Consider the following 18,431-nt stretch of genomic DNA (forward strand, 5'->3'; position numbering starts at 1 on the left):
GCACCCTGGGATCGGGGGAGGCGACCCTCCCCCGCCGCTGTCACCGGCCGGTCGCGATCCGTTCGACCAGCTGCTTCACGCTGGGGACGAAGCCGTTCGAATAGAACGGGTCCTGCCCGAAGCGATAGGCATTGTGCCCGGCGAACATCAGGTTGTGGTCCATCGCGCCGTCATGCGCGACGTCCTGCAGCGTCTTCTGGATGCAGAAGCTGCGCGGGTCGGCCTTCTTGCCGTTGGAATACTCGGGCTCATGCTGCGACCAGTTGCTGAACCGGCACTGGGACAGGCAGCCCATGCAATCCACCTGGTCCTTCACGATCTCCCGTGCCTTGTCGGGCGTCACGAAGATCAGCGAATTGTCAGGGGTGCGCATCGCCTCGACGAAGCCCTCGGCTTCCCAATGGTTGATGCGCGCGAGGTCATGCGGCGTGACATAGACGATGCGCTTGCGCGGCCCGACGCCGTATTCGGCCAAGTGATCGCCGATCGGTTCGCCGGTGAAGGCCACCTGCCGCTCGTTGCGGTCCTCAAGCTCCTGGAGGAATTCGTTGCGCACGGCCGAGCTGTAGAAGCCGGTCGGGCTGAAGGGTTGCAGCAGCACGTCGCCGGGCTTCAGCGTCAGCAGCTTCTGCTTCCAGGCGTCCGAGATCGGGCTTTCCTGTGTCAGCAGCGGGCGCGTGCCGAATTGGAAGGCGATCGGACCGAGCTCCGGATTGTCGATCCAGTGCTCCCATTCCTCCAGCCACCAGACGCCGCCGGCCATGATGATGGGGGTGTCGTCCAGGCCGAATTCGCGCATCTGCTGGCGCAGCTTCAGCACGCGGCCATAGGGGTCCTCGGGGACCTTCGGGTTCTCGGAATTCGACAGGCCATTGTGGCCGCCGGCCAGCCAGGGGTCTTCATAGACCACGCCGCCCAGCCACTCGCGGGTCTTGTGGTAGGCGCGCTTCCACAGCGCCGAGAAAGCGCGGCCGGAGGACACGATGGGGTAGTAGTGCACACCATAGTCGCGTGCGATGTCGGCGAGGCGATAAGGCATGCCCGCACCGCAGGTGATGCCGTGGATCAGGCCCTTGGCGCCTTCCAGCATCCCGCGCGCGACGCGTTCCGCCCCACCCATCTCCCACAGGACGTTGGCATGGATGCGGCCCTTGCCGCCGGCCATGTCCCAGGCGCGCTTGGCCTGGGTGATGGCGCCGTCGATGGCGTAGCGGACGAGTTCCTCATGCCGGTCGCGGCGCGTCTTGCCGTGATAGATCTGCGGGATGGTCCGCCCGTCGGCATCGTAGGAATCGGCATTCACCGCCGAGAAGGTCCCGACGCCGCCCGAAGCCGCCCAGGCACCGCAGGTCGAACCGTTCGATACCGCGACACCCTTGCCGCCTTCGACCAGCGGCAGAACGTCCACGCCGCCCATGCGGATCGCGTTGATGGCCTTCAAGTGCGGGGCGCTCCCGGGAACGTCATGACGATGACGGGAATATGGCATTGGCCGGCGCCCTGCATAGGGCCCCGGCCATGCCGTTACAGGATGTCAGTCAGCCGCTTCGCCACCGCGGTCGCGGCGCGGGCCGCGATCACCACGGTCACGGCGCTCACCGCCGCGCTCGGGGCGGTCGCCATCCTCGCGCGGGCGGCGGGCGCCGACCTGCTCGGTGATGTCCGCACCCGTCGCCTGGTCGACCACGCGCATCGACAGCTTCACCTTGCCGCGATCGTCGAAGCCCAGGACCTTCACCTTCACCTGGTCGCCTTCCTTGACGATGTCGGTGGTCTTGTTCACGCGCTCCTGCGACAGCTCGGAGATATGGACCAGGCCGTCCTTGGCGCCGAGGAAGTTCACGAAGGCGCCGAATTCGGCGGTCTTCACGACCTTGCCGTTGTAGATCACGCCCACTTCCGGCTCGGCCACGATGCCGCGGATCCAGTCGATGGCGCGCTGCGCGGCCTCGACCGAGGTCGCCGCCACCTTGATGGTGCCGTCATCCTCGATGTCCACCTTGGTGCCGGTCTGCTCGGTGATTTCGCGGATCACCTTGCCGCCGGACCCGATCACGTCGCGGATCTTGTCCTTCGGCACGTTGATCACGGTGATGCGCGGCGCGGTGGCGGCGACGTCGGAGCGGTTGCCCGACAGGCCCTTCGCCATCTCGCCCAGGATGTGCAGGCGGCCGTCACGGGCCTGCTCCAGAGCGATCTTCATGATCTCGAAGGTGATGGACGTGATCTTGATGTCCATCTGGAGCGAGGTGATGCCCAGCTCCGTCCCGGCCACCTTGAAGTCCATGTCGCCGAGGTGATCCTCGTCGCCCAGGATGTCGGACAGCACGGCGAAGCCGCGGTCTTCCTTGATCAGGCCCATGGCGATGCCGGCGCAGGGGCGCTTCAGCGGCACGCCCGCATCCATCATCGACAGCGAGGTGCCGCAGACGGTGGCCATCGAGGAGGAGCCGTTGGATTCCGTGATCTCGGACACCACGCGGATGGTGTAGGGGAACTTCTCCTTCTCCGGCAGCAGCGGGTGGATGGCGCGCCACGCCAGCTTGCCATGGCCCACTTCACGCCGGCCCGGGGAGCCCATGCGGCCCGTCTCGTTCACCGAATACGGAGGGAAGTTGTAGTGCAGCATGAAGTCCTCGCGGTACTCGCCCGCGAGGGCATCGATGATCTGCTCATCCTGGCCGGTGCCCAGCGTCGCGACGCAGAGCGACTGCGTCTCGCCACGGGTGAACAGCGCCGAACCATGGGCGCGCGGCAACACGCCGACTTCCGCCATGATCGGGCGAACGGTCTTGGTGTCGCGGCCGTCGATGCGCAGGCCGGTGTCGAGGATGTTGTTGCGGACCACATCCGCCTCCAGCTCCTTCATCAGCCCCTTGGCGGAGGCGACGTCGGCACCTTCGGCTTCCAGCGCGGCCACGACCGCCTTCTTCACCGCGCCCACCTTGTTCTGGCGGACCAGCTTCTGCGTCTCGGTGTAGGCCACGGCCATGTCGGCGCGGCCGAGTTCCGAAATGCGCGCCTTCAGCGCCTTGGTCGCGTCGGATTCCTCGGGGACCGCCCAGGGCTCCTTCGCCGCGACCTCGGCCAGTTCGATGATCGCCTGGAGCACCGGGGCGAACGACTTGTGGCCGAATTCCACCGCGCCGAGCATCACGTCCTCGGTCAGCTCGGAGGCTTCGGATTCCACCATCAGCACGCCCTCGGCGGTGCCGGCGAGCACCAGGTCGAGCTTGCTTTCCTTGCGCTGGTCGGCGGTCGGGTTCAGCACGTATTGGCCGCCGATGTAGCCGACGCGCGCGCCGGCGATCGGGCCGAAGAAGGGAATGCCCGACAGCGTCAGCGCGGCGGAGCAGCCGACCATCGCGACGACATCGGCTTCGTTCTCAAGGTCGTGCGACAGCACGGTGGCGACGACCTGGACCTCGTTGCGGAACCCATCGGGGAACAGCGGGCGGATCGGCCGGTCGATCAGGCGCGAGGTCAGCGTCTCGAATTCGGACGGCCGGCCTTCGCGCTTGAAGAAGCCACCCGGGATCTTGCCGGCGGCATAGGTCTTTTCCTGGTAGTTCACAGTCAGCGGGAAGAAGTCCTGGCCCGGCTTCACCGAACGGGCGCCGACCGCCGTGCAGAGCACGATGGTGTCGCCAAGGCGCGCCACCACGGCGCCATCGGCCTGGCGGGCCATCTTACCGGTTTCCAGCACCAGGGTCTTGCCGCCCCAGTTGATTTCCTTGCGGAAGTAGTTCTCGAACATCGGTCGTCCTCTCGGGTGCGGCGCCGTCCTGCGCCGCACGACCCATGCCCGCCCGACCTTCGCGGGCGGCAGCATGGCTGATGGGGCCCACGGGACCCCGGAATGCGACACGGAGGGCGAGACAGATACGGTCCAAAGGCCCCGGACGTCCGGCTTGCTCGGCGTCTCGGGCGGCATGGGGTGGGCCCATCGCGGGTCACGCGACGGGAAGGCCGCCCATGTGGCCGGAAACGCCGCGCCGGTCCGATCGAAGGGTCCCGCGACTTTCTCTGTCGGCCCGCCGCAGTCGCGGCGGTTGGCGCGCCGGCGTCAGGCCGGACGTCACCGGGCGCCCATATGGCGCGGATCGGGGCAAAACGCCATCGCTATCTGCAAACAGCGAAAGGGCGGCGGGGCACCACCCCGCCGGGCCATCCCCGCCAAGGGCCCGGGCCTTTGGAATCCAACGGCCTGGCCGGACGGGACACGAGCCCCTGCCGGGTCCATCCCCCGGCCGGTGCCGCACGACGGCGAGGGCGGGCCGCGGCCGCCCCCGCCCGCCGGGCTCACATATGGGGGTCTTCCATCATTTCCGGCGGCACGACGTCCGAGGAGGTCAGCACCACCGGCACCGTGCCGACATTGCGCCACCAATGCGCGTGCCCCTCCCCGAATTCGGGGGTCCACTCGCCGGCGCGGTGCAGGATCGGGACAGCGCAAAGCCGGCTGTTCTCCTCGATCTCGCCGCTGACGATGTAGACGATCGAGGGTCGGTCGTCGTGCTCGTGATAGGGAACGATGCCGCCCACCGCCACCGTCAGGCGGCGCGTGCGCAGGAACAGGTCGCCGACCCCGCGCCAGCCCTTGAGCTGGACCATGGACAGGATCTCGCGCTCGACGCCGACATCGGGCGCCTGCTCGATCTGCCTCGGCGTGGTGAGAACGTGTTCCGCCGGGCACGAACCGGCCCGGGCGGCAGGTGCGGCAAACAGGCCGCCGAGTGTGAAGGCGACCGCGACGGCCGCAAGCGGAGCTGCGATTTTCATGATGTCCATCTCCTCGTGCAACCACGATCATCGTGGCGTCGCCCAGGCTGGCCATTCGGAGCCGCGGCGTGAAATGCCGCCTGGTTCGCGTCCTGATGCCGCAAGGGCATCGCTTCGCGGCGTATCGCGGCGATGTCCTGCTGCGCACCACCCGGCGCTACACGACCCCTGGTTGCATCAGGCGAGGATCGCCAGTCATTCTTCCGGCGAACGGGCCAATCAGGTCCGACCGGAGGACCACATGGCCAAGCCGCATCGCGCCCTTGCCGCGCTTTCCCTCGCCTGTGCCGCGATCGCTGCGGCGCCGGAGGCCAAGGCCCGGATCACCCGGGTCGAGATCACCGAAACCACGGCCGCCTTCGACGGCCAATCCTTCGGCAGCGGCGGCCGCTACGAACGCCTGCGTGGCCGTGCCTTCGGCGAGGTCGACCCGGCCCATCCCGGCAATGCCATCATCCAGGACATCGCGCTCGCACCCCGCAATGCCCGCGGCATGGTCGAATACGAGACGGAAATCGACATCCTCCGCCCCGTCGAGGCCACGCGCGGCAACGGCGTCCTGCTGTTCGACATCGTCAATCGCGGCAACCGTCGGCTGCTGTCGCTCTACAATGGTGCGACGCGGGTGGACAACACGGACCCCGGCGACGGCATGCTGATGCGGCGCGGCTACACGCTGGTCTTCTTCGGCTGGCAGCCGGACCTGACGGCGGGCGACAACCGCGTGACGATGCGCGTGCCGGTCGCACGCAACGCCGATGGCAGCCCGATCACCGGCGTCGTGCGCAGCGAGATCGTGGTGCAGGCCGCGGCACCGGCGGTGAACCTGTCCTCCGGCAATTTCACGCAGCTGTTCCACACCAGCTACCCCACCGCCTCGCGCGACAACCGCACGGCCGGCCCCGACGGCTTCCTGCCGCGCCTGACCGTGCGCACGCGGGAAGCCGATGCACGGCAGGAAATCCCGAACGACCGCTGGTCCTTCGCCGATTGCCGGCCCGGCCAGGCGCCGCAGCCCTCCGATACGCAGATCTGCCTCGATGGAGGCTTCCAGCCGGGCCGGCTCTATGAACTGGTCTATCGCGGCAAGGACCCGCTGGTGCTCGGCCTCGGCTATGCCGCCATGCGCGACCTGCCGGCCTTCATGCGCCACGCCCGCACCGACGATGCCGGCCAGGCCAATCCGATCTACCGCGACGGCACCGTCACGCTGGTCCATGGGACCAGCCAGTCCGGGCGGAACATGCGACTGTTCCTGCATCTCGGCTTCAACCGGGACGAGGCCGGGCGCCGCGCTTATGACGGCATGCTGCCGCATGTCGGGGGCGGTCTCGCCGCGATGAACATCCGCTTCGCCCATCCCGGCCGCGCCTGGGGCGAACAGATCGACCACCTCTACCCCGCCTATGACTTCCCCTTCGCCTATGCCCGCGTGACCGACCCGATCACCGGGCGCACCGCCTCGGTGCTGGACCGCTGCGAAGCCACCAACACCTGCCCCCGCATCATCCATGCCGCGACGGCGCTGGAAGTGTGGGAAGGGCGGCAGAGCCTCGGCCTCACCGACCCGCTTGGCGAGCGCGACCTGCCAGACCTGCCCAATGTCCGCACCTTCATCATGGGCAGCACCCAGCACAGCACCGGGTCGGACCTGCATCCGACGCGTTTGGCGCGGCCGACGCTGTGCGAGTATCCGTCCAATCCCAACACCCACCTGCAGACGATGCGGGCCTTGCTGGTGGCGCTGACCGACTGGGTGCAGCGGGACGTGCCGCCGCCGGCCTCGGTGCATCCGCGCATCGCCGACGGCACGCTGGTGCGGCCCGACCAGGTCCGTTTCCCGGCTGTGCCGGGCGTTGCCTTCCGCCGCACCACCAACCCGCTGCGCGTCATGGAATTCGGCCCCGGCTACAACCCGGCCGACCTGACCGGAATCATCAGCACCGAGCCGCCGGCGGAAGGGACGCGCGAATACACCCTGCTGGTCCCGCAGGTGGATGCCGATGGCAATGACCTTGGCGGCGTGCGCTCGCTTGGCGTGCAGGTGCCGCGCGCCACGCTGACCGGCTGGAACTATTTCCGCGAGGATCGCTTCGGCGGCGGCGGCTTCTGCAACCTGCAGGGCAGCGCCTTCCCCTTCGCCGCGACGCGCGCCGAGCGCGTGGCAGCGAACGATCCGCGGCCGTCCCTGGAGGAACGCTATCCGACGCGGGAGGCCTATGTGGCGGCGCTACGCCAGGCGGCGAGCCGGCTCATCGCGCAGCGCCTGCTGCTGGAGGAGGATGCGGCGACGGCGATCGCGGCGGCGGAGCGGGACGGACCCGTGGCATTGCGGGTGCCGTGATGCTTGCGGCCGGGGGGGCTTTGCCCCATTGGCGCGAGGTTGAGGCGGAAGATTGAAGGGGCGTTGCCCCTCCAAACCACCCCACCAAAGGCCAGTGGGCCTTTGGAAACCTCGATTTCGGGGCTGGCCTCCGTAGGTTGAACGCGTACCAACGATGCCCCCCGAGCCCTCAGGCCGCCGTCTCCGCCGCGCTGGAGAACGTCTTCAGCCGTTCCGCGATCACCCGCGCGACCGCATCCACTGCGGCGCGGCGCGGGAAGGCGGCGCGCCGGGCGATGCGCACCGTGCGCGACACTCCGCGGCGCAGTGGCACCAGGGTGATGCCGGCATCCTGCGCCGCCCCGGCCGCGAGGCCCGGGATCAGCGTCGTGCCGTACCCCGCCGCGACCATGTTGATCAGCGTCGCCAGCGACGACGCCCGCAGCGACCCCCCACGCGGCCCGGCCAGGCCGCAGGCGGCCAGCGCCTGGTCGCGCAGGCAGTGCCCGTCCGCGAGCACCAGCACGTCGGGGGCGAGCTCCTCCTCGCTGATGCGCGCGCGGCCGCACAGCGCGTGGTCGGGTGGCAGGGCGGCGATGAAGGGTTCGGTGAACAGCGGCGCGGTGACGATGTCGGCCCCGTCCGGCTCGGTCGCCAGGATGGCGGCGTCCAGTTCATGCGCACGCAACCGGTCGACCAGGGCGGCCGTCACATCCTCCCAGGGCTCGATCTCGAGGTCGGGCAGCGATTCCCGCAGCGGGCCGAAGACCAGGGGCAGCAGATAGGGGCCGAGGGTGGGTATGATGCCGATGCGCATGCTGCCGCGCAGCGGGTCCATCGCGGCGCGGGCAACGGCGGCCATGGCATCGGTCTCGGCCACCGCGACGCGGGCATGGGCCAGCAGCAGCTCGCAGACCGGCGTCGGCACCACCTGCTTGCTGCTGCGTTCGAACAGCACCGTGCCGAGTTCCTCCTCCAACTTGCGCAGCTGGACCGACAGGGTCGGCTGGCTGACGCGGCAGGCCTCGGCAGCACGGCCGAAATGGCGGTGTTCGGCCACTGCCAGCATGTAGCGCAGGTCACGCAGGTTCATCGCAAGGGGTCCGCCCGGCATGGTGCGCCGCAACACGAACCTGTTCCACGACAAGCGGCGGCGACGGTGCCCAGCGTCTAGCATGACGATTGGATTTGCCTATCGGTCCGTTTGGAAGAAGTGATTTCCGCTATCGGTCCGCGGGCGCCTAGCCTCCCTCCAGGTCATGAACCCAGAGGGAGGGAGAAGCACGGCCGGGCGCCAGTGATCGGCGCCGGCCAGCAACCCGGGACAACCAGGACAGCCGGCGGGCCCGCCCGCCGTGGCAAGCGCGATGCCGGACCGGCCAGCATGCCTGCTGGCGGTTGGGCACTGGTTTGCCTTCCGCAATCATATGGTCCCCACTGACGGACCAGCGCCATCAACGAAGCTGAGGATTGGAGAGAAACATGGACGGACATGGACAGGGCGCCGGCAAGTGCCCGGTGATGCACGGCAAGCCGACGGCCGCACGGTTCACGACCCGCTCGAACCGCGACTGGTGGCCGAACCAGCTGAACCTGCGCGTGCTCAGCCAGCAATCGGCCAAGTCCGATCCGATGGGTGCCGGGTTCGACTACGCCGCGGCCTTCAAGACGCTCGACCTCGACGCGCTGAAGAAGGACGTCATAGCGCTGATGACCGTATCCCAGCCCTGGTGGCCGGCGGATTACGGGCATTACGGCCCGCTGTTCATCCGCATGGCCTGGCACGCGGCCGGCACCTATCGCACGGCTGACGGGCGCGGCGGCGCGTCCAACGGCGCGCACCGCTTCGCGCCGGAAAATTCCTGGCCCGACAACGCCAACCTCGACAAGGCGCGGCGGCTGCTGTGGCCGATCAAGCAGAAGTACGGCAACAAGCTGTCCTGGGCTGACCTGTTCGTCTTCACCGGCAATTGCGCGATCGAATCCATGGGGCTGAAGCCCTTCGGCTTCGGCGGCGGCCGCGTGGACATCTGGGAACCCGAGGAAGACGTCTACTGGGGCGCCGAGGACACCTGGCTGGGCGACAAGCGCTACACCGGTGACCGCCAGCTGGAGAACCCGCTCGCCGCGGTGCAGATGGGCCTCATCTACGTCAATCCGGAAGGGCCGAACGGCACGCCGGATCCGGTCGCCTCGGGCCGCGACATCCGCGAGACCTTCGCGCGCATGGCGATGAACGACGAGGAGACGGTGGCGCTGACCGCAGGCGGCCATACCTTCGGCAAGTGCCATGGCGCGGGCGATGCCTCGCTGGTCGGGCGCGAGCCCGAAGCCGGCGCGATGGAGCAGATGGGCCTCGGCTGGCTCAGCAGCTTCGGATCCGGCAAGGGCGTGGATGCCATCACCAGCGGCATCGAAGGCGCGTGGACGCCGACGCCGACCAAGTGGGACAACAGCTACTTCGACATGCTGCTGGGCTATGACTGGGAACTGACGAAGTCCCCGGCCGGCGCGCATCAGTGGAAGCCGACCGACCCGGCCGCGCAGACGCTGGTGCCCGACGCGCATGATCCTTCGAAGCGCCACCCGCCGATGATGACGACGGCCGACATGGCGATGAAGATGGATCCGGAATACCGGAAGGTCTCCGAGCGCTTCCACAAGAACCCGGACCAGTTCGCCGACGCTTTCGCCCGCGCCTGGTTCAAGCTGACCCATCGCGACATGGGGCCGAAGGTGCGTTACCTCGGCTCGATGGTTCCGAAGGAGGACCTGATCTGGCAGGACCCAGTCCCGCCGGTGACGCACAAGCTGGTCGACGCGGCCGATATCGCGGCGCTGAAGGCGCAGATCCTCGCCTCCGGCCTGTCGGTGTCGCAGCTGGTGTCCACCGCCTGGGCCTCGGCCTCGACCTACCGTGGGTCGGATCGTCGCGGCGGGGCGAATGGGGCGCGCATCCGTCTGGCGCCGCAGAAGGATTGGGAGGCGAACGAGCCTGCCAAGCTCGCCGAGGTGCTGGGCAAGCTCGAAGCCGTGCAGAAGGCGTTCAACGCAGGCGGCAAGCAGGTTTCGCTGGCCGACCTGATCGTGCTGGGCGGTGGTGCCGCGATCGAACTGGCGGCCAAGGCGGCCGGCCATGAGGTGACGGTGCCCTTCGCACCGGGCCGGACGGATGCGTCGCAGGACCAGACCGATGCGCATTCCTTCGAGCCGCTGGAGCCTGAGGCCGATGGTTTCCGCAACTACCGCAAGGCTCGCTACACGGTCTCGGCCGAGGAGCAACTGGTCGACAAGGCGCAGCTGCTGACGCTGACGGCGCCCGAGATGACGGTGTTGGTCGGCGGGCTGCGCGTGCTCGGCGCCAACCATGGCGGGTCGCCGCATGGTGTCCTCACGAGCCGTCCGGGCACGTTGACGAACGACTTCTTCGTCAACCTGCTCGACATGGGCACCGCCTGGACACCGACGGACGAGACGGCGGAAGCCTTCGAGGGCCGTGACCGTGCGAGCGGTGCGGTGAAGTGGACGGGGACGCGGGTGGACCTGGTGTTTGGGTCGAACTCGCAGCTCCGCGCGCTGTCGGAGGTCTATGCGCAGGCCGACAATAGCGGGAAGTTCGTGAAGGACTTCGTCGCGGCCTGGGCGAAGGTGATGAACGCGGATCGGTTCGACCTGGGCTGAGAGTGGGTGCCGGAGGGGCGCCGCCCCTCCGGACCTCCCCGCCAGGGGCCAGCGGGCCCCTGGACCGCGGGTTTTTTGGCACCCAACGCCATTGGGTGCCCTTCGCCAAGTATCGGTTTCCAAAGGCCCACTGGCCTTTGGTGGGGTGGCTTGGAGGGGCAACGCCCCTCCATTGTGAGCGCGACCGGGGCGAGACGCCCTCCGCGTGACGACGACGAAGGGGCGCCAGACCCCACAGGGAGGACCGGGCATGGCCAGCACCGCGGACGACGCGACACGGGAAGACGTGCGCCGCGCCGGCTTGGCCGCTGAGGGCCCGTTGCCCCGTCTGCTCAGCCTGCTGCGCGCGGCCGACGACACCCATATCGACGCCACCGAGGCGCAGCGCCTGTCCGCCGAAGGCGGTATAGCCATCGGGCGCGCGAAGCTGGCGGATATGCTCGACACGCTGGTGGCGCATGGCCTGCTGGGGCGGGTGCCGACCACCGCCGGCGCGCCGATCTACGACACCGTCAATCGCCCGCATTCGCACATGCTGGACGAGGCGACGGCGACGATGGTGGACCTCGATGTCTCGCCCGAGACGCTGTCGGCCATCATCCGTCAGGCGATCGCGGACCAGCCGGGGCGGGTGGAGGTGTTGTTGCGCATCCGGGCGCCCCAGCCGGGTGCGGCAGCGGTGCCACGACCGGTGCGCGGGCCCGGCCGCCCCCGATCAGGACCGGCGCGGTAGCCCTGACGCCCGGCACCCCATATAAGGCGGCGCGAAGCGGGCGCGCCGGGGTCACGGCTGCCGGCGCCTGAAGGCGAAGACGAACCATGAACTGGATTTCAGACTGGGCCCTACCGAAGATCTCGGGCCTGTTCAAGCGGGATGTGCCGGAGAACCTCTGGCACAAATGCCCCGCCTGCGAGCAGATGATCTTCCGTCGCGACCTCGACGCCGCGCTGAATGTCTGCCCGCATTGTGGCCACCACATGCGGATTTCCGGCGTGCGGCGGCTGGAATGCACGCTCGATGCCGGCTTTTCCCGCATCGAACTGCCCAAGGCCCCGGCCGACCCGCTGCGCTTCCGCGACCAGCGGCGGTATTCCGACCGGCTGAAGGAAGCGCAGGTGAAATCCGCGATGGATGACGCCGTCGCCGTCGCGCATGGCGCCATCGAGGGTCATCGCGCCGTCGTCGCCGCCTTCGAATTCGCCTTCATGGGCGGGTCTATGGGTGCGGGTGTGGGTGAAGCCATCGTCACCGCCGCGAAGCTCGCCGTGCTGCAGGACAGCCCGCTGATCGTCTTCACCGCATCGGGCGGGGCGCGCATGCAGGAAGGTGCTGTGTCCCTGATGCAGATGCCGCGCACGGTCATCGCGACAAGACTGGTGAAGGAAGCCGGCCTGCCCTTCATCGTGGTGATGTGCGACCCGACCACCGGCGGCGTGACCGCGTCCTTCGCCATGCTGGGCGATATCCATATCGCCGAGCCCGGCGCCATGATCGGCTTTGCCGGCGCGCGGGTGATCGAGCAGACGGTGCGCGAGAAGCTGCCCGAAGGCTTCCAGCGCGCGGAATACCTGCTGGAGCACGGCATCCTCGACCTGGTGGTCAAGCGCGGGGAGATGCGCGCGACGCTGGCGCGCGTCATCGGCCTGCTGCGCGTGCCGCTGGTCGAGACCGCGGCGACGGAAGCGGTGGAACTCCCCGCCCTGCCGGCGCCCGAGGAGCCCGCCACCCCCGCCCAGGCCTGACGCCATGTCCCGTGCCGAGGCGATCGTCGAGCGCCTGCACGCGCTGCATCCGAAGCTGATCGATCTCAGCCTGGATCGGCTGGAACGCGCGCTGGCGGCGCTGGGCCATCCGGAACGCGCGCTGCCGCCGGTGGTGCATGTCGCGGGCACCAACGGCAAGGGATCGACCTGCGCATTCCTGCGCGCCATCGCCGAGGCGGCGGGGCAACGGGTGCATGTCTATACCTCCCCGCATCTGGTGCATTTCCATGAACGGGTGCGCCTGGCCGGCACGCTGGTGACCGATGAGGTGCTGAGCGCGGCGCTGGAGGAGGTGGAGGCGGCCAATGCGGGCCTGCCCATCACCGTCTTCGAGATCACCACCGCCGCCGCCCTGCTGCTGTTCAGCCGCGTGCCGGCCGATGTGCTGGTGCTCGAAGTCGGCCTCGGCGGGCTGTACGACGCGACGAATGTGGTGGCGAAGCCTGCGGCGACGGCGATCGCCAGCGTGTCGATGGACCACATGGATTTCCTGGGCGACACGCTGGCGGGCATCGCCACCGAGAAGGCCGGGATCATCAAGCCGGGCGTGCCCTGCGCGACCGGCATCCAGGATCCGGAAGCGCGCGACGTGATCCGACGCATCGCGGCGGAACGCGGCGCGCCGCTGCTGGAACGCGGGCGGGACTGGCGCTGCGATCCGGTGCGGGGCGGGTTGCTCTACGCCGATGCGCGCGGCGAGATCGCCTTGCCGCCGGCCGCTCTGCCGGGGCCACATCAGGCCGAGAATGCCGGCATCGCCATCACCGCGCTGCGCGCCTGGAACCCGGATTGGCTGACCGATGCGGTGACCGCGCGGGGCGTCGCGTCCGCCGAATGGCCGGCGCGGCTGCAGCGGTTGCGCGGCGCGCTGGCGCAGACCCTGCCGCCGGGGTTCGAGTTGTGGCTGGATGGCGGGCACAATGCCGGCGCGGGCGTCGCACTGGCCGCGCACATGCCGTCCTGGTCCGACAGGCCGCTGCACATCGTCGTCGGCATGAAGAAGGGCAAGGCGAGCGGGGACTTTCTGCGGCCGTTGATCCCCTTCGCGACGACGCTGACGGCAGTGGCGGAACCGGGACAGCATCTGGCGATGAGCGTCGAGGAGATCGTCGCCGCCAGCGGCGGCGTGGCGCGGCCGGGGCCGACGGTGGCGGAGGCGCTGGCGCGGATCGCGCAGGAGGAGAAGCCCGGGCGGGTGCTGGTGTGCGGGAGCCTGTACCTGGCCGGCGAAGTGTTGAAGGCGGAGGCGGCCGGCGCGACGTGTAAGGCAGAGATTTCGGTCTAATGACCAGAAATACTTGAATTTATCCATCGAACGATGCCATCAGGGACATCGCATGGATAAAGACCCTGAATTCAACCCTCTAGATGCAGAACAGGCGCGGCAGGCGGTCGATTGCCGGCAAGTCTTCGACGCCATGCGCATGGCGGAAGCCGACCTCTCGCGTCGCTTCGCCGGCAGCATGGCGTGGAAGACCGTCAGCGGCCAGGACTACCTCTATCGTCGCCGCGGCAAGGTCGAGAAAAGCCTCGGGCCGCGCTCGCTGGAAACGGAGGCCATGGAAGCGGCCTTCCGCGCCGGCAAGACGCGCGCCGAGGACATGGCGCAGGGGCTGCGGGCGCGGCTGGAACGCATGGCGCCGGTAAACGTCGCGCTGCGGCTGGGCCGCGTGCCGAATGTGGTGGCGCGGGTGCTGCGCCGGCTGGACGAGCGGGGGTTGCTTGGCCCGCGCATCGCGGTGGTCGGGACGAACGCGCTGTTCGCCTATGAGGCGGCGGCGGGCGTGCAGTTCAAGTCCGGGCTGTTGGCGACGGTGGATGTGGATTTGGCACTGGATGCCCGGCGGTCCCTGACGCTGGCGACCGAGATGCAGCCGGAAGGGTTGCTCGGCCTGCTGCGCGAGATCGACCGAAGCTTCGCCATTCGCCGCGACGGCGATTTCCGCGCGGTCAACCGCGACGGCTTCATGGTGGACCTGATCACCGCGGCCGGCCGCGACCTGCGGCGGCGCAGCCCGCGCGCGCGTCTGAGCCGTGACGTCGAGGATCTAGAAGCGGCCGAGATCGGCAAGCTGCAATGGCTGGTGGAGGCGCCGCGCTTCACCGCTGTCGCCATTGCCGAGAACGGGCTGCCGGTGCGGATGGTGGCCGCCGATCCTCGCTTCTTCGCCGCGCACAAGCTTTGGCTGGCGGAGCAGGAGGATCGAGAGCCGGAGAAGCGCGGGCGGGATCGGTTGCAGGGGGAAGCGGTGGCGGGGTTGCTCGCGGGGGCGCTGTCGAGCCTGCCGTTGGATGATGCGAGCCTCAGCCAGTTGCCGGCGGCCCTGGCGGTGGCGCTGCGAGAGGCTGTCGACCGTGGATCGGGGACCGTGCCGCCGGAGTGGTGAGGCCGTCCGCGCGCGATGCTGCGCGCAGCAGCACCGTGCTGCGCCAGGGACGTCCTGCCATGATCTCGCGATCCATCAAGGTGCCCTTGGCCGCACACATCCAGGCAGCCCGCACAAAGCACGTACCCATTGAGTCCGGTGCGGCGCACCGTGCAGCCTATCGTGAAATGACGTCGACCCGCCTGTTCAGTGGTTCCGCTTCATGCGGTTGTGTCGGGACGATCAGCTGGCGGGCGCCGTATCCGGTGACGATCACGTACTCCCGCGGAATACCTGCCGCGATCAGCCACTCTGCGACGGCGCGCGCCCGACGCTCGCTCACGACTGCAAGACCTCGCGATACCTCCGCGCCGTCCGCATGGCCTCCGACTTCGATGCGCGTGATGGAGTAGGCCGGCGCGAAGCCGGGCCCAGGCCATGCGCGCAAGCGGCCGTCGCGCAACTGGGTCCAGAATTCGACGTACCCCGAGAGGACGCGCTCACAGCGCGCGTCGATCGCGTCGCTGCCGGGATCGAACGTGCACACGAAGCTTCGGGAAAGGGCAAAGGCCGGGGCCGCCGGCGCCGAGAGCGCACCGACGATCAGGGCGAGTCGCAGGCCTCCTCCAAACGCGGTCACGTCCGCACATCCCTCACGCCTGCTTCCGCTCAATCAGCTCCCTGCGGATCTTCCGCCCGCGTCTGATCCGGTCCTCGATGAACTCCGCCTGCCCGTACCGCACCGCGCGGCCCAGCGCGTGCGCGTCCTCGCTGAACCGCGCCAGCATCTCCAGCAGCGCCTCGCGGTTGTTCAGGAAGATGTCGCGCCACATGTCCACGTCCGACCCCGCGATGCGCGTGAAGTCGCGGAAGCCGGAGGCCGCGAATTTCAGCACCGCTTCCTTCGTCTCATCCGCCAGGTCGTCGGCCGTGCCGCAGATGGTGAAGGCGATCAGGTGCGGCAGGTGCGACACCATCGCCACCACCTTGTCATGCGTGACCGGGTCCAGCGTCTCGATCATCGACCCGCAGCGGCGCCACAACTCCCGCACCTTCTCCACCGCCACCGGGTCGGCGCCGGGCAGCGGCGTGACGATGGCGTAGCGGCCCTCGAACAACTCCGGAAACCCGGCATCGGGGCCGGAATGCTCGGTTCCCGCCATTGGGTGTGCGGGGATCAGATGCACGCCGTCCGGCAGCAGCGGCGACAGGTCGCGCACCACGCTGCCCTTGGTGGAGCCCACATCCGTCAGGATGCAACCCTTCGCGAGATGCGGCGCGATCTGCTTCATCACGGATGCATAGACACCGACCGGCACGCACAGGATCACGCCGTCGCAGCCCTCGACCGCGCGGCCGAGGTCATCCTCCACCACATCGACGATGCCGAGTTCCCGTACCCGCGCCAGCGTCTCCGGCCGCCGCGCCGTGGCGACGACGGTGCGCGCGATATCGCCACGCTTGCGCGCGACGCGGGCGATGGAAGACCCGATCAGCCCGATTCCGACCAGGCACAGGCGTTCGAAAACCGGTTCAGCCATGCTGCATGAAGGCGGTCAGCGCCTCGACCACCATGGTGCATTCCTCGGCGGTGCCGATGGTGATGCGCAGGCAGGATGGCAGGCCGTAGCCGCCCATGGCGCGCACGATCAGCCCGCGCTGCTTCATCGCGTCATCCGCCGCCTTGGCCTTCGCCGCCACGCCGAAATCCACCAGCAGGAAATTGCCTTCGCTCGGCCAGACCTTGATGCCGGCGGCGGTCAGCGCGGACGCGACCTTGCCGCGCCACTCGGTGTTGTGCGCGATCGACTTCTCGATCCAGCCCGGCTCGCGCAGCGCGGCCACGCCGGCGGCCATGGCCGCCGCATTCACGTTGAACGGCCCGCGCACGCGCCCGAGCACGTCGATCACCGACGCCGGCGCATAGCACCAGCCCAGCCGCATCCCGCCCATGCCGAAAATCTTGGAAAAGGTGCGCGTCATGACCGTCGTGCCGAGGACGCGCCCGTCAACGATCGTGCCCGACGCATCCACCAGCTTCGCGCCCGCGTCGTAGTCGGGTTTGGTGACGTATTCGGCATAGGCGCTGTCGAGCACCAGCAGCACGTCATCCCGCAGCCCGGCGCGCAGGCGGTTCACCTCCGATTGCGGCAGGATGGACCCGGTCGGATTGTTCGGGTTCGCCAGGAACAGCAGCCGCGTGCGCGGCCCGACCGCGGCCAGCAGCCCGTCCACATCGGCCGTCAAATTCTTCTCCGGCACCTTGATGATGCGGCAGCCGGCCCAGCGGCCGGTGATGTCGTACATCATGAAGCCGTGCGCGCTCATCACCAGCTCGGTGCCTTCCCCGCCATAGGCGAGGATCAGCAGCGCCAGCAATTCATCCGAGCCATTGCCGACCACGATGCGCGCCGGGTCCAGCCCGAAGCGTGCGCCGATCGCCTCGCGCAGCGCGGTGCCGTTGCCGTCGGGATACCGATGCGCCTCGGCCGCCATGGCGCGGATCGCCTCGATCGCGCCGGGCGGCGGGCCGAAGGCGCCTTCGTTGGACGACAGTTTCACGATCCGGTTGACGCCCGGGATCTTGGATTCACCGCCGACATAGGGTTCGACCGACAGGATCGAGGGGCGAGGCATCACGGTCATGCTGCGTCTCCGGCAACCGGCGCGGCATAGGCGCCAAGAATGGTGCGCCGCGCCCAGGGCAGCGCCGCCAGGCGCGCATCCTCGGCCGACAGGAAACCCTCGATTTCGGCCAGGGCGAGCGTCGATTCCCCCGCCCGCGCCAGCAGCAGGGACGGCACGACCAGCCCGGCCTCGGCGAGCGTCTGCGAAACGCCGGCGCGGGAGGCGCGGGTCTCGGCCTCGAACAACACCAGCGTGCGGTCGTCGCCCGAGGCATCTGGCGGCACCGGGGCGACGACCAGCGCGCCTTCGCCATCGTCGGCGGACAGGAAGGGCAGCCGGGCCACCACCTGCAGCCGCGGCGTATCCAGCCGCGCCCACCAGGCCTGTTCCGCCGCCTCGCCTTCCGCCGGTACCGGCAGCACGGCAACCGAGGCTTCCCCCTCGCTCACCGCCGCCAGCGCGCGGGCCGCGGTCGGGTGGACGCGCATCGGGGTGATCGGGCCGAAATGCTCGCGCGCCAGGCTGGCTTCCTCCGATTGGCCGGAGGGCGCGAAGGCGGCGACCGTGAAGCCACCCTGGATGGCCGTGCTCGCCATGAAGATCTCGCGCCAGATGCGGACGATGCGTTCGCGCGCCAGTGGCCCGCCATGTCGCGCGAGCAACCGGCGCAGCACGGCGGCCTCACGCCCCGGGCGCAGCGGGGACCCGCTGCCTTTCGCGCGGCTGCCGGCCAGCCGCGCGACCACCGCGGAACGCCGCATCAGCAGGTCATGCATGGCGTCGTCGAGGGCATCGATCTCGGCACGGAGGGCGGCGATCTCGGCGGCGGCCGGAGGCGTCTGGGGGCTGTCTGGCATGGGCAGGGTTCAATAGACGGCGCGGGTCGG

Annotated in this window: 14 protein-coding genes; 6 read left to right on the top strand and 8 right to left on the bottom strand. The window is 69.2% G+C overall.

Going from position 1 to position 18,431, the window contains the following annotated elements:
- Positions 1-40: 40 nt before the first annotated feature.
- From AAFN86_RS04925 to AAFN86_RS04935, 3 genes are all read right to left on the bottom strand, one after another.
- Positions 41-1,441, bottom strand: a complete 1,401-nt coding sequence (locus tag AAFN86_RS04925) for a nitronate monooxygenase (RefSeq protein ID WP_347542107.1) — start codon at positions 1,439-1,441, stop codon at positions 41-43.
- Positions 1,442-1,534: 93 nt separating this feature from the next.
- Positions 1,535-3,757 (bottom strand): polyribonucleotide nucleotidyltransferase, encoded by a 2,223-nt coding sequence (gene pnp / locus AAFN86_RS04930; RefSeq protein WP_347542108.1) that lies wholly within the window; start codon positions 3,755-3,757, stop codon positions 1,535-1,537.
- 545 nt (positions 3,758-4,302) lie between these two features.
- Positions 4,303-4,782 (bottom strand): hypothetical protein, encoded by a 480-nt coding sequence (locus AAFN86_RS04935; RefSeq protein WP_347542109.1) that lies wholly within the window; start codon positions 4,780-4,782, stop codon positions 4,303-4,305.
- 241 nt (positions 4,783-5,023) lie between these two features.
- Here AAFN86_RS04935 and AAFN86_RS04940 point away from each other — a divergent pair, with 241 nt between their 5' ends.
- A complete protein-coding gene (locus AAFN86_RS04940; protein WP_347542110.1) occupies positions 5,024-7,126 on the top strand; it encodes an alpha/beta hydrolase domain-containing protein in 2,103 nt (700 codons plus the stop codon).
- Positions 7,127-7,295: 169 nt separating this feature from the next.
- Here AAFN86_RS04940 and AAFN86_RS04945 read toward each other — a convergent pair whose 3' ends face one another.
- Positions 7,296-8,198 carry a LysR substrate-binding domain-containing protein gene (locus tag AAFN86_RS04945; RefSeq protein ID WP_347542111.1) on the bottom strand — a complete coding sequence of 301 codons (903 nt, stop codon included), beginning with the start codon at positions 8,196-8,198 and terminating at the stop codon, positions 7,296-7,298.
- 389 nt (positions 8,199-8,587) lie between these two features.
- Here AAFN86_RS04945 and katG point away from each other — a divergent pair, with 389 nt between their 5' ends.
- The 5 genes from katG to AAFN86_RS04970 all read left to right on the top strand — a co-directional run bounded on the left by katG (position 8,588) and on the right by AAFN86_RS04970 (position 14,937).
- Complete coding sequence (katG, locus tag AAFN86_RS04950; RefSeq protein WP_347542112.1) at positions 8,588-10,786, top strand: catalase/peroxidase HPI; 2,199 nt, start codon at positions 8,588-8,590, stop codon at positions 10,784-10,786.
- 250 nt (positions 10,787-11,036) lie between these two features.
- Positions 11,037-11,519, top strand: a complete 483-nt coding sequence (locus AAFN86_RS04955; protein ID WP_347542113.1) for a hypothetical protein — start codon at positions 11,037-11,039, stop codon at positions 11,517-11,519.
- Between the two features lie 86 nt (positions 11,520-11,605).
- Positions 11,606-12,529: an acetyl-CoA carboxylase, carboxyltransferase subunit beta gene (gene accD / locus AAFN86_RS04960; protein WP_347542114.1), complete on the top strand. Its 924-nt coding sequence runs from the start codon at positions 11,606-11,608 to the stop codon at positions 12,527-12,529.
- 4 nt (positions 12,530-12,533) lie between these two features.
- The gene (locus AAFN86_RS04965; RefSeq protein ID WP_347542115.1) at positions 12,534-13,835 is read left to right on the top strand and encodes a folylpolyglutamate synthase/dihydrofolate synthase family protein; all 1,302 of its coding nucleotides are present in this window, start codon (positions 12,534-12,536) and stop codon (positions 13,833-13,835) included.
- A gap of 52 nt (positions 13,836-13,887) precedes the next feature.
- A complete protein-coding gene (locus tag AAFN86_RS04970; RefSeq protein ID WP_347542116.1) occupies positions 13,888-14,937 on the top strand; it encodes a nucleotidyltransferase domain-containing protein in 1,050 nt (349 codons plus the stop codon).
- A 157-nt stretch (positions 14,938-15,094) separates the two neighbouring features.
- Here the strand turns inward: AAFN86_RS04970 and AAFN86_RS04975 are convergent, their stop codons facing one another.
- From AAFN86_RS04975 to AAFN86_RS04990, 4 genes are read right to left on the bottom strand one after another with little or no spacing between them, the layout of a single operon-like run.
- Entirely contained in the window at positions 15,095-15,556 is a 462-nt protein-coding gene (locus tag AAFN86_RS04975; RefSeq protein ID WP_347542117.1) for an OmpA family protein, read from the bottom strand.
- Positions 15,557-15,569: 13 nt separating this feature from the next.
- The gene (locus tag AAFN86_RS04980) at positions 15,570-16,457 is read right to left on the bottom strand and encodes a prephenate/arogenate dehydrogenase family protein (RefSeq protein WP_347542118.1); all 888 of its coding nucleotides are present in this window, start codon (positions 16,455-16,457) and stop codon (positions 15,570-15,572) included.
- Positions 16,450-17,562: a histidinol-phosphate transaminase gene (hisC, locus tag AAFN86_RS04985; RefSeq protein WP_347542119.1), complete on the bottom strand. Its 1,113-nt coding sequence runs from the start codon at positions 17,560-17,562 to the stop codon at positions 16,450-16,452. Before hisC ends, AAFN86_RS04980 begins: the two co-directional genes overlap by 8 nt.
- Positions 17,559-18,401 carry a chorismate mutase gene (locus AAFN86_RS04990; RefSeq protein WP_347542120.1) on the bottom strand — a complete coding sequence of 281 codons (843 nt, stop codon included), beginning with the start codon at positions 18,399-18,401 and terminating at the stop codon, positions 17,559-17,561. Before AAFN86_RS04990 ends, hisC begins: the two co-directional genes overlap by 4 nt.
- Between the last annotated feature and the right edge of the window lie 30 nt (positions 18,402-18,431).

Source organism: Roseomonas sp. CAU 1739 (genome assembly GCF_039839775.1).
GTDB lineage: Bacteria > Pseudomonadota > Alphaproteobacteria > Acetobacterales > Acetobacteraceae > Neoroseomonas.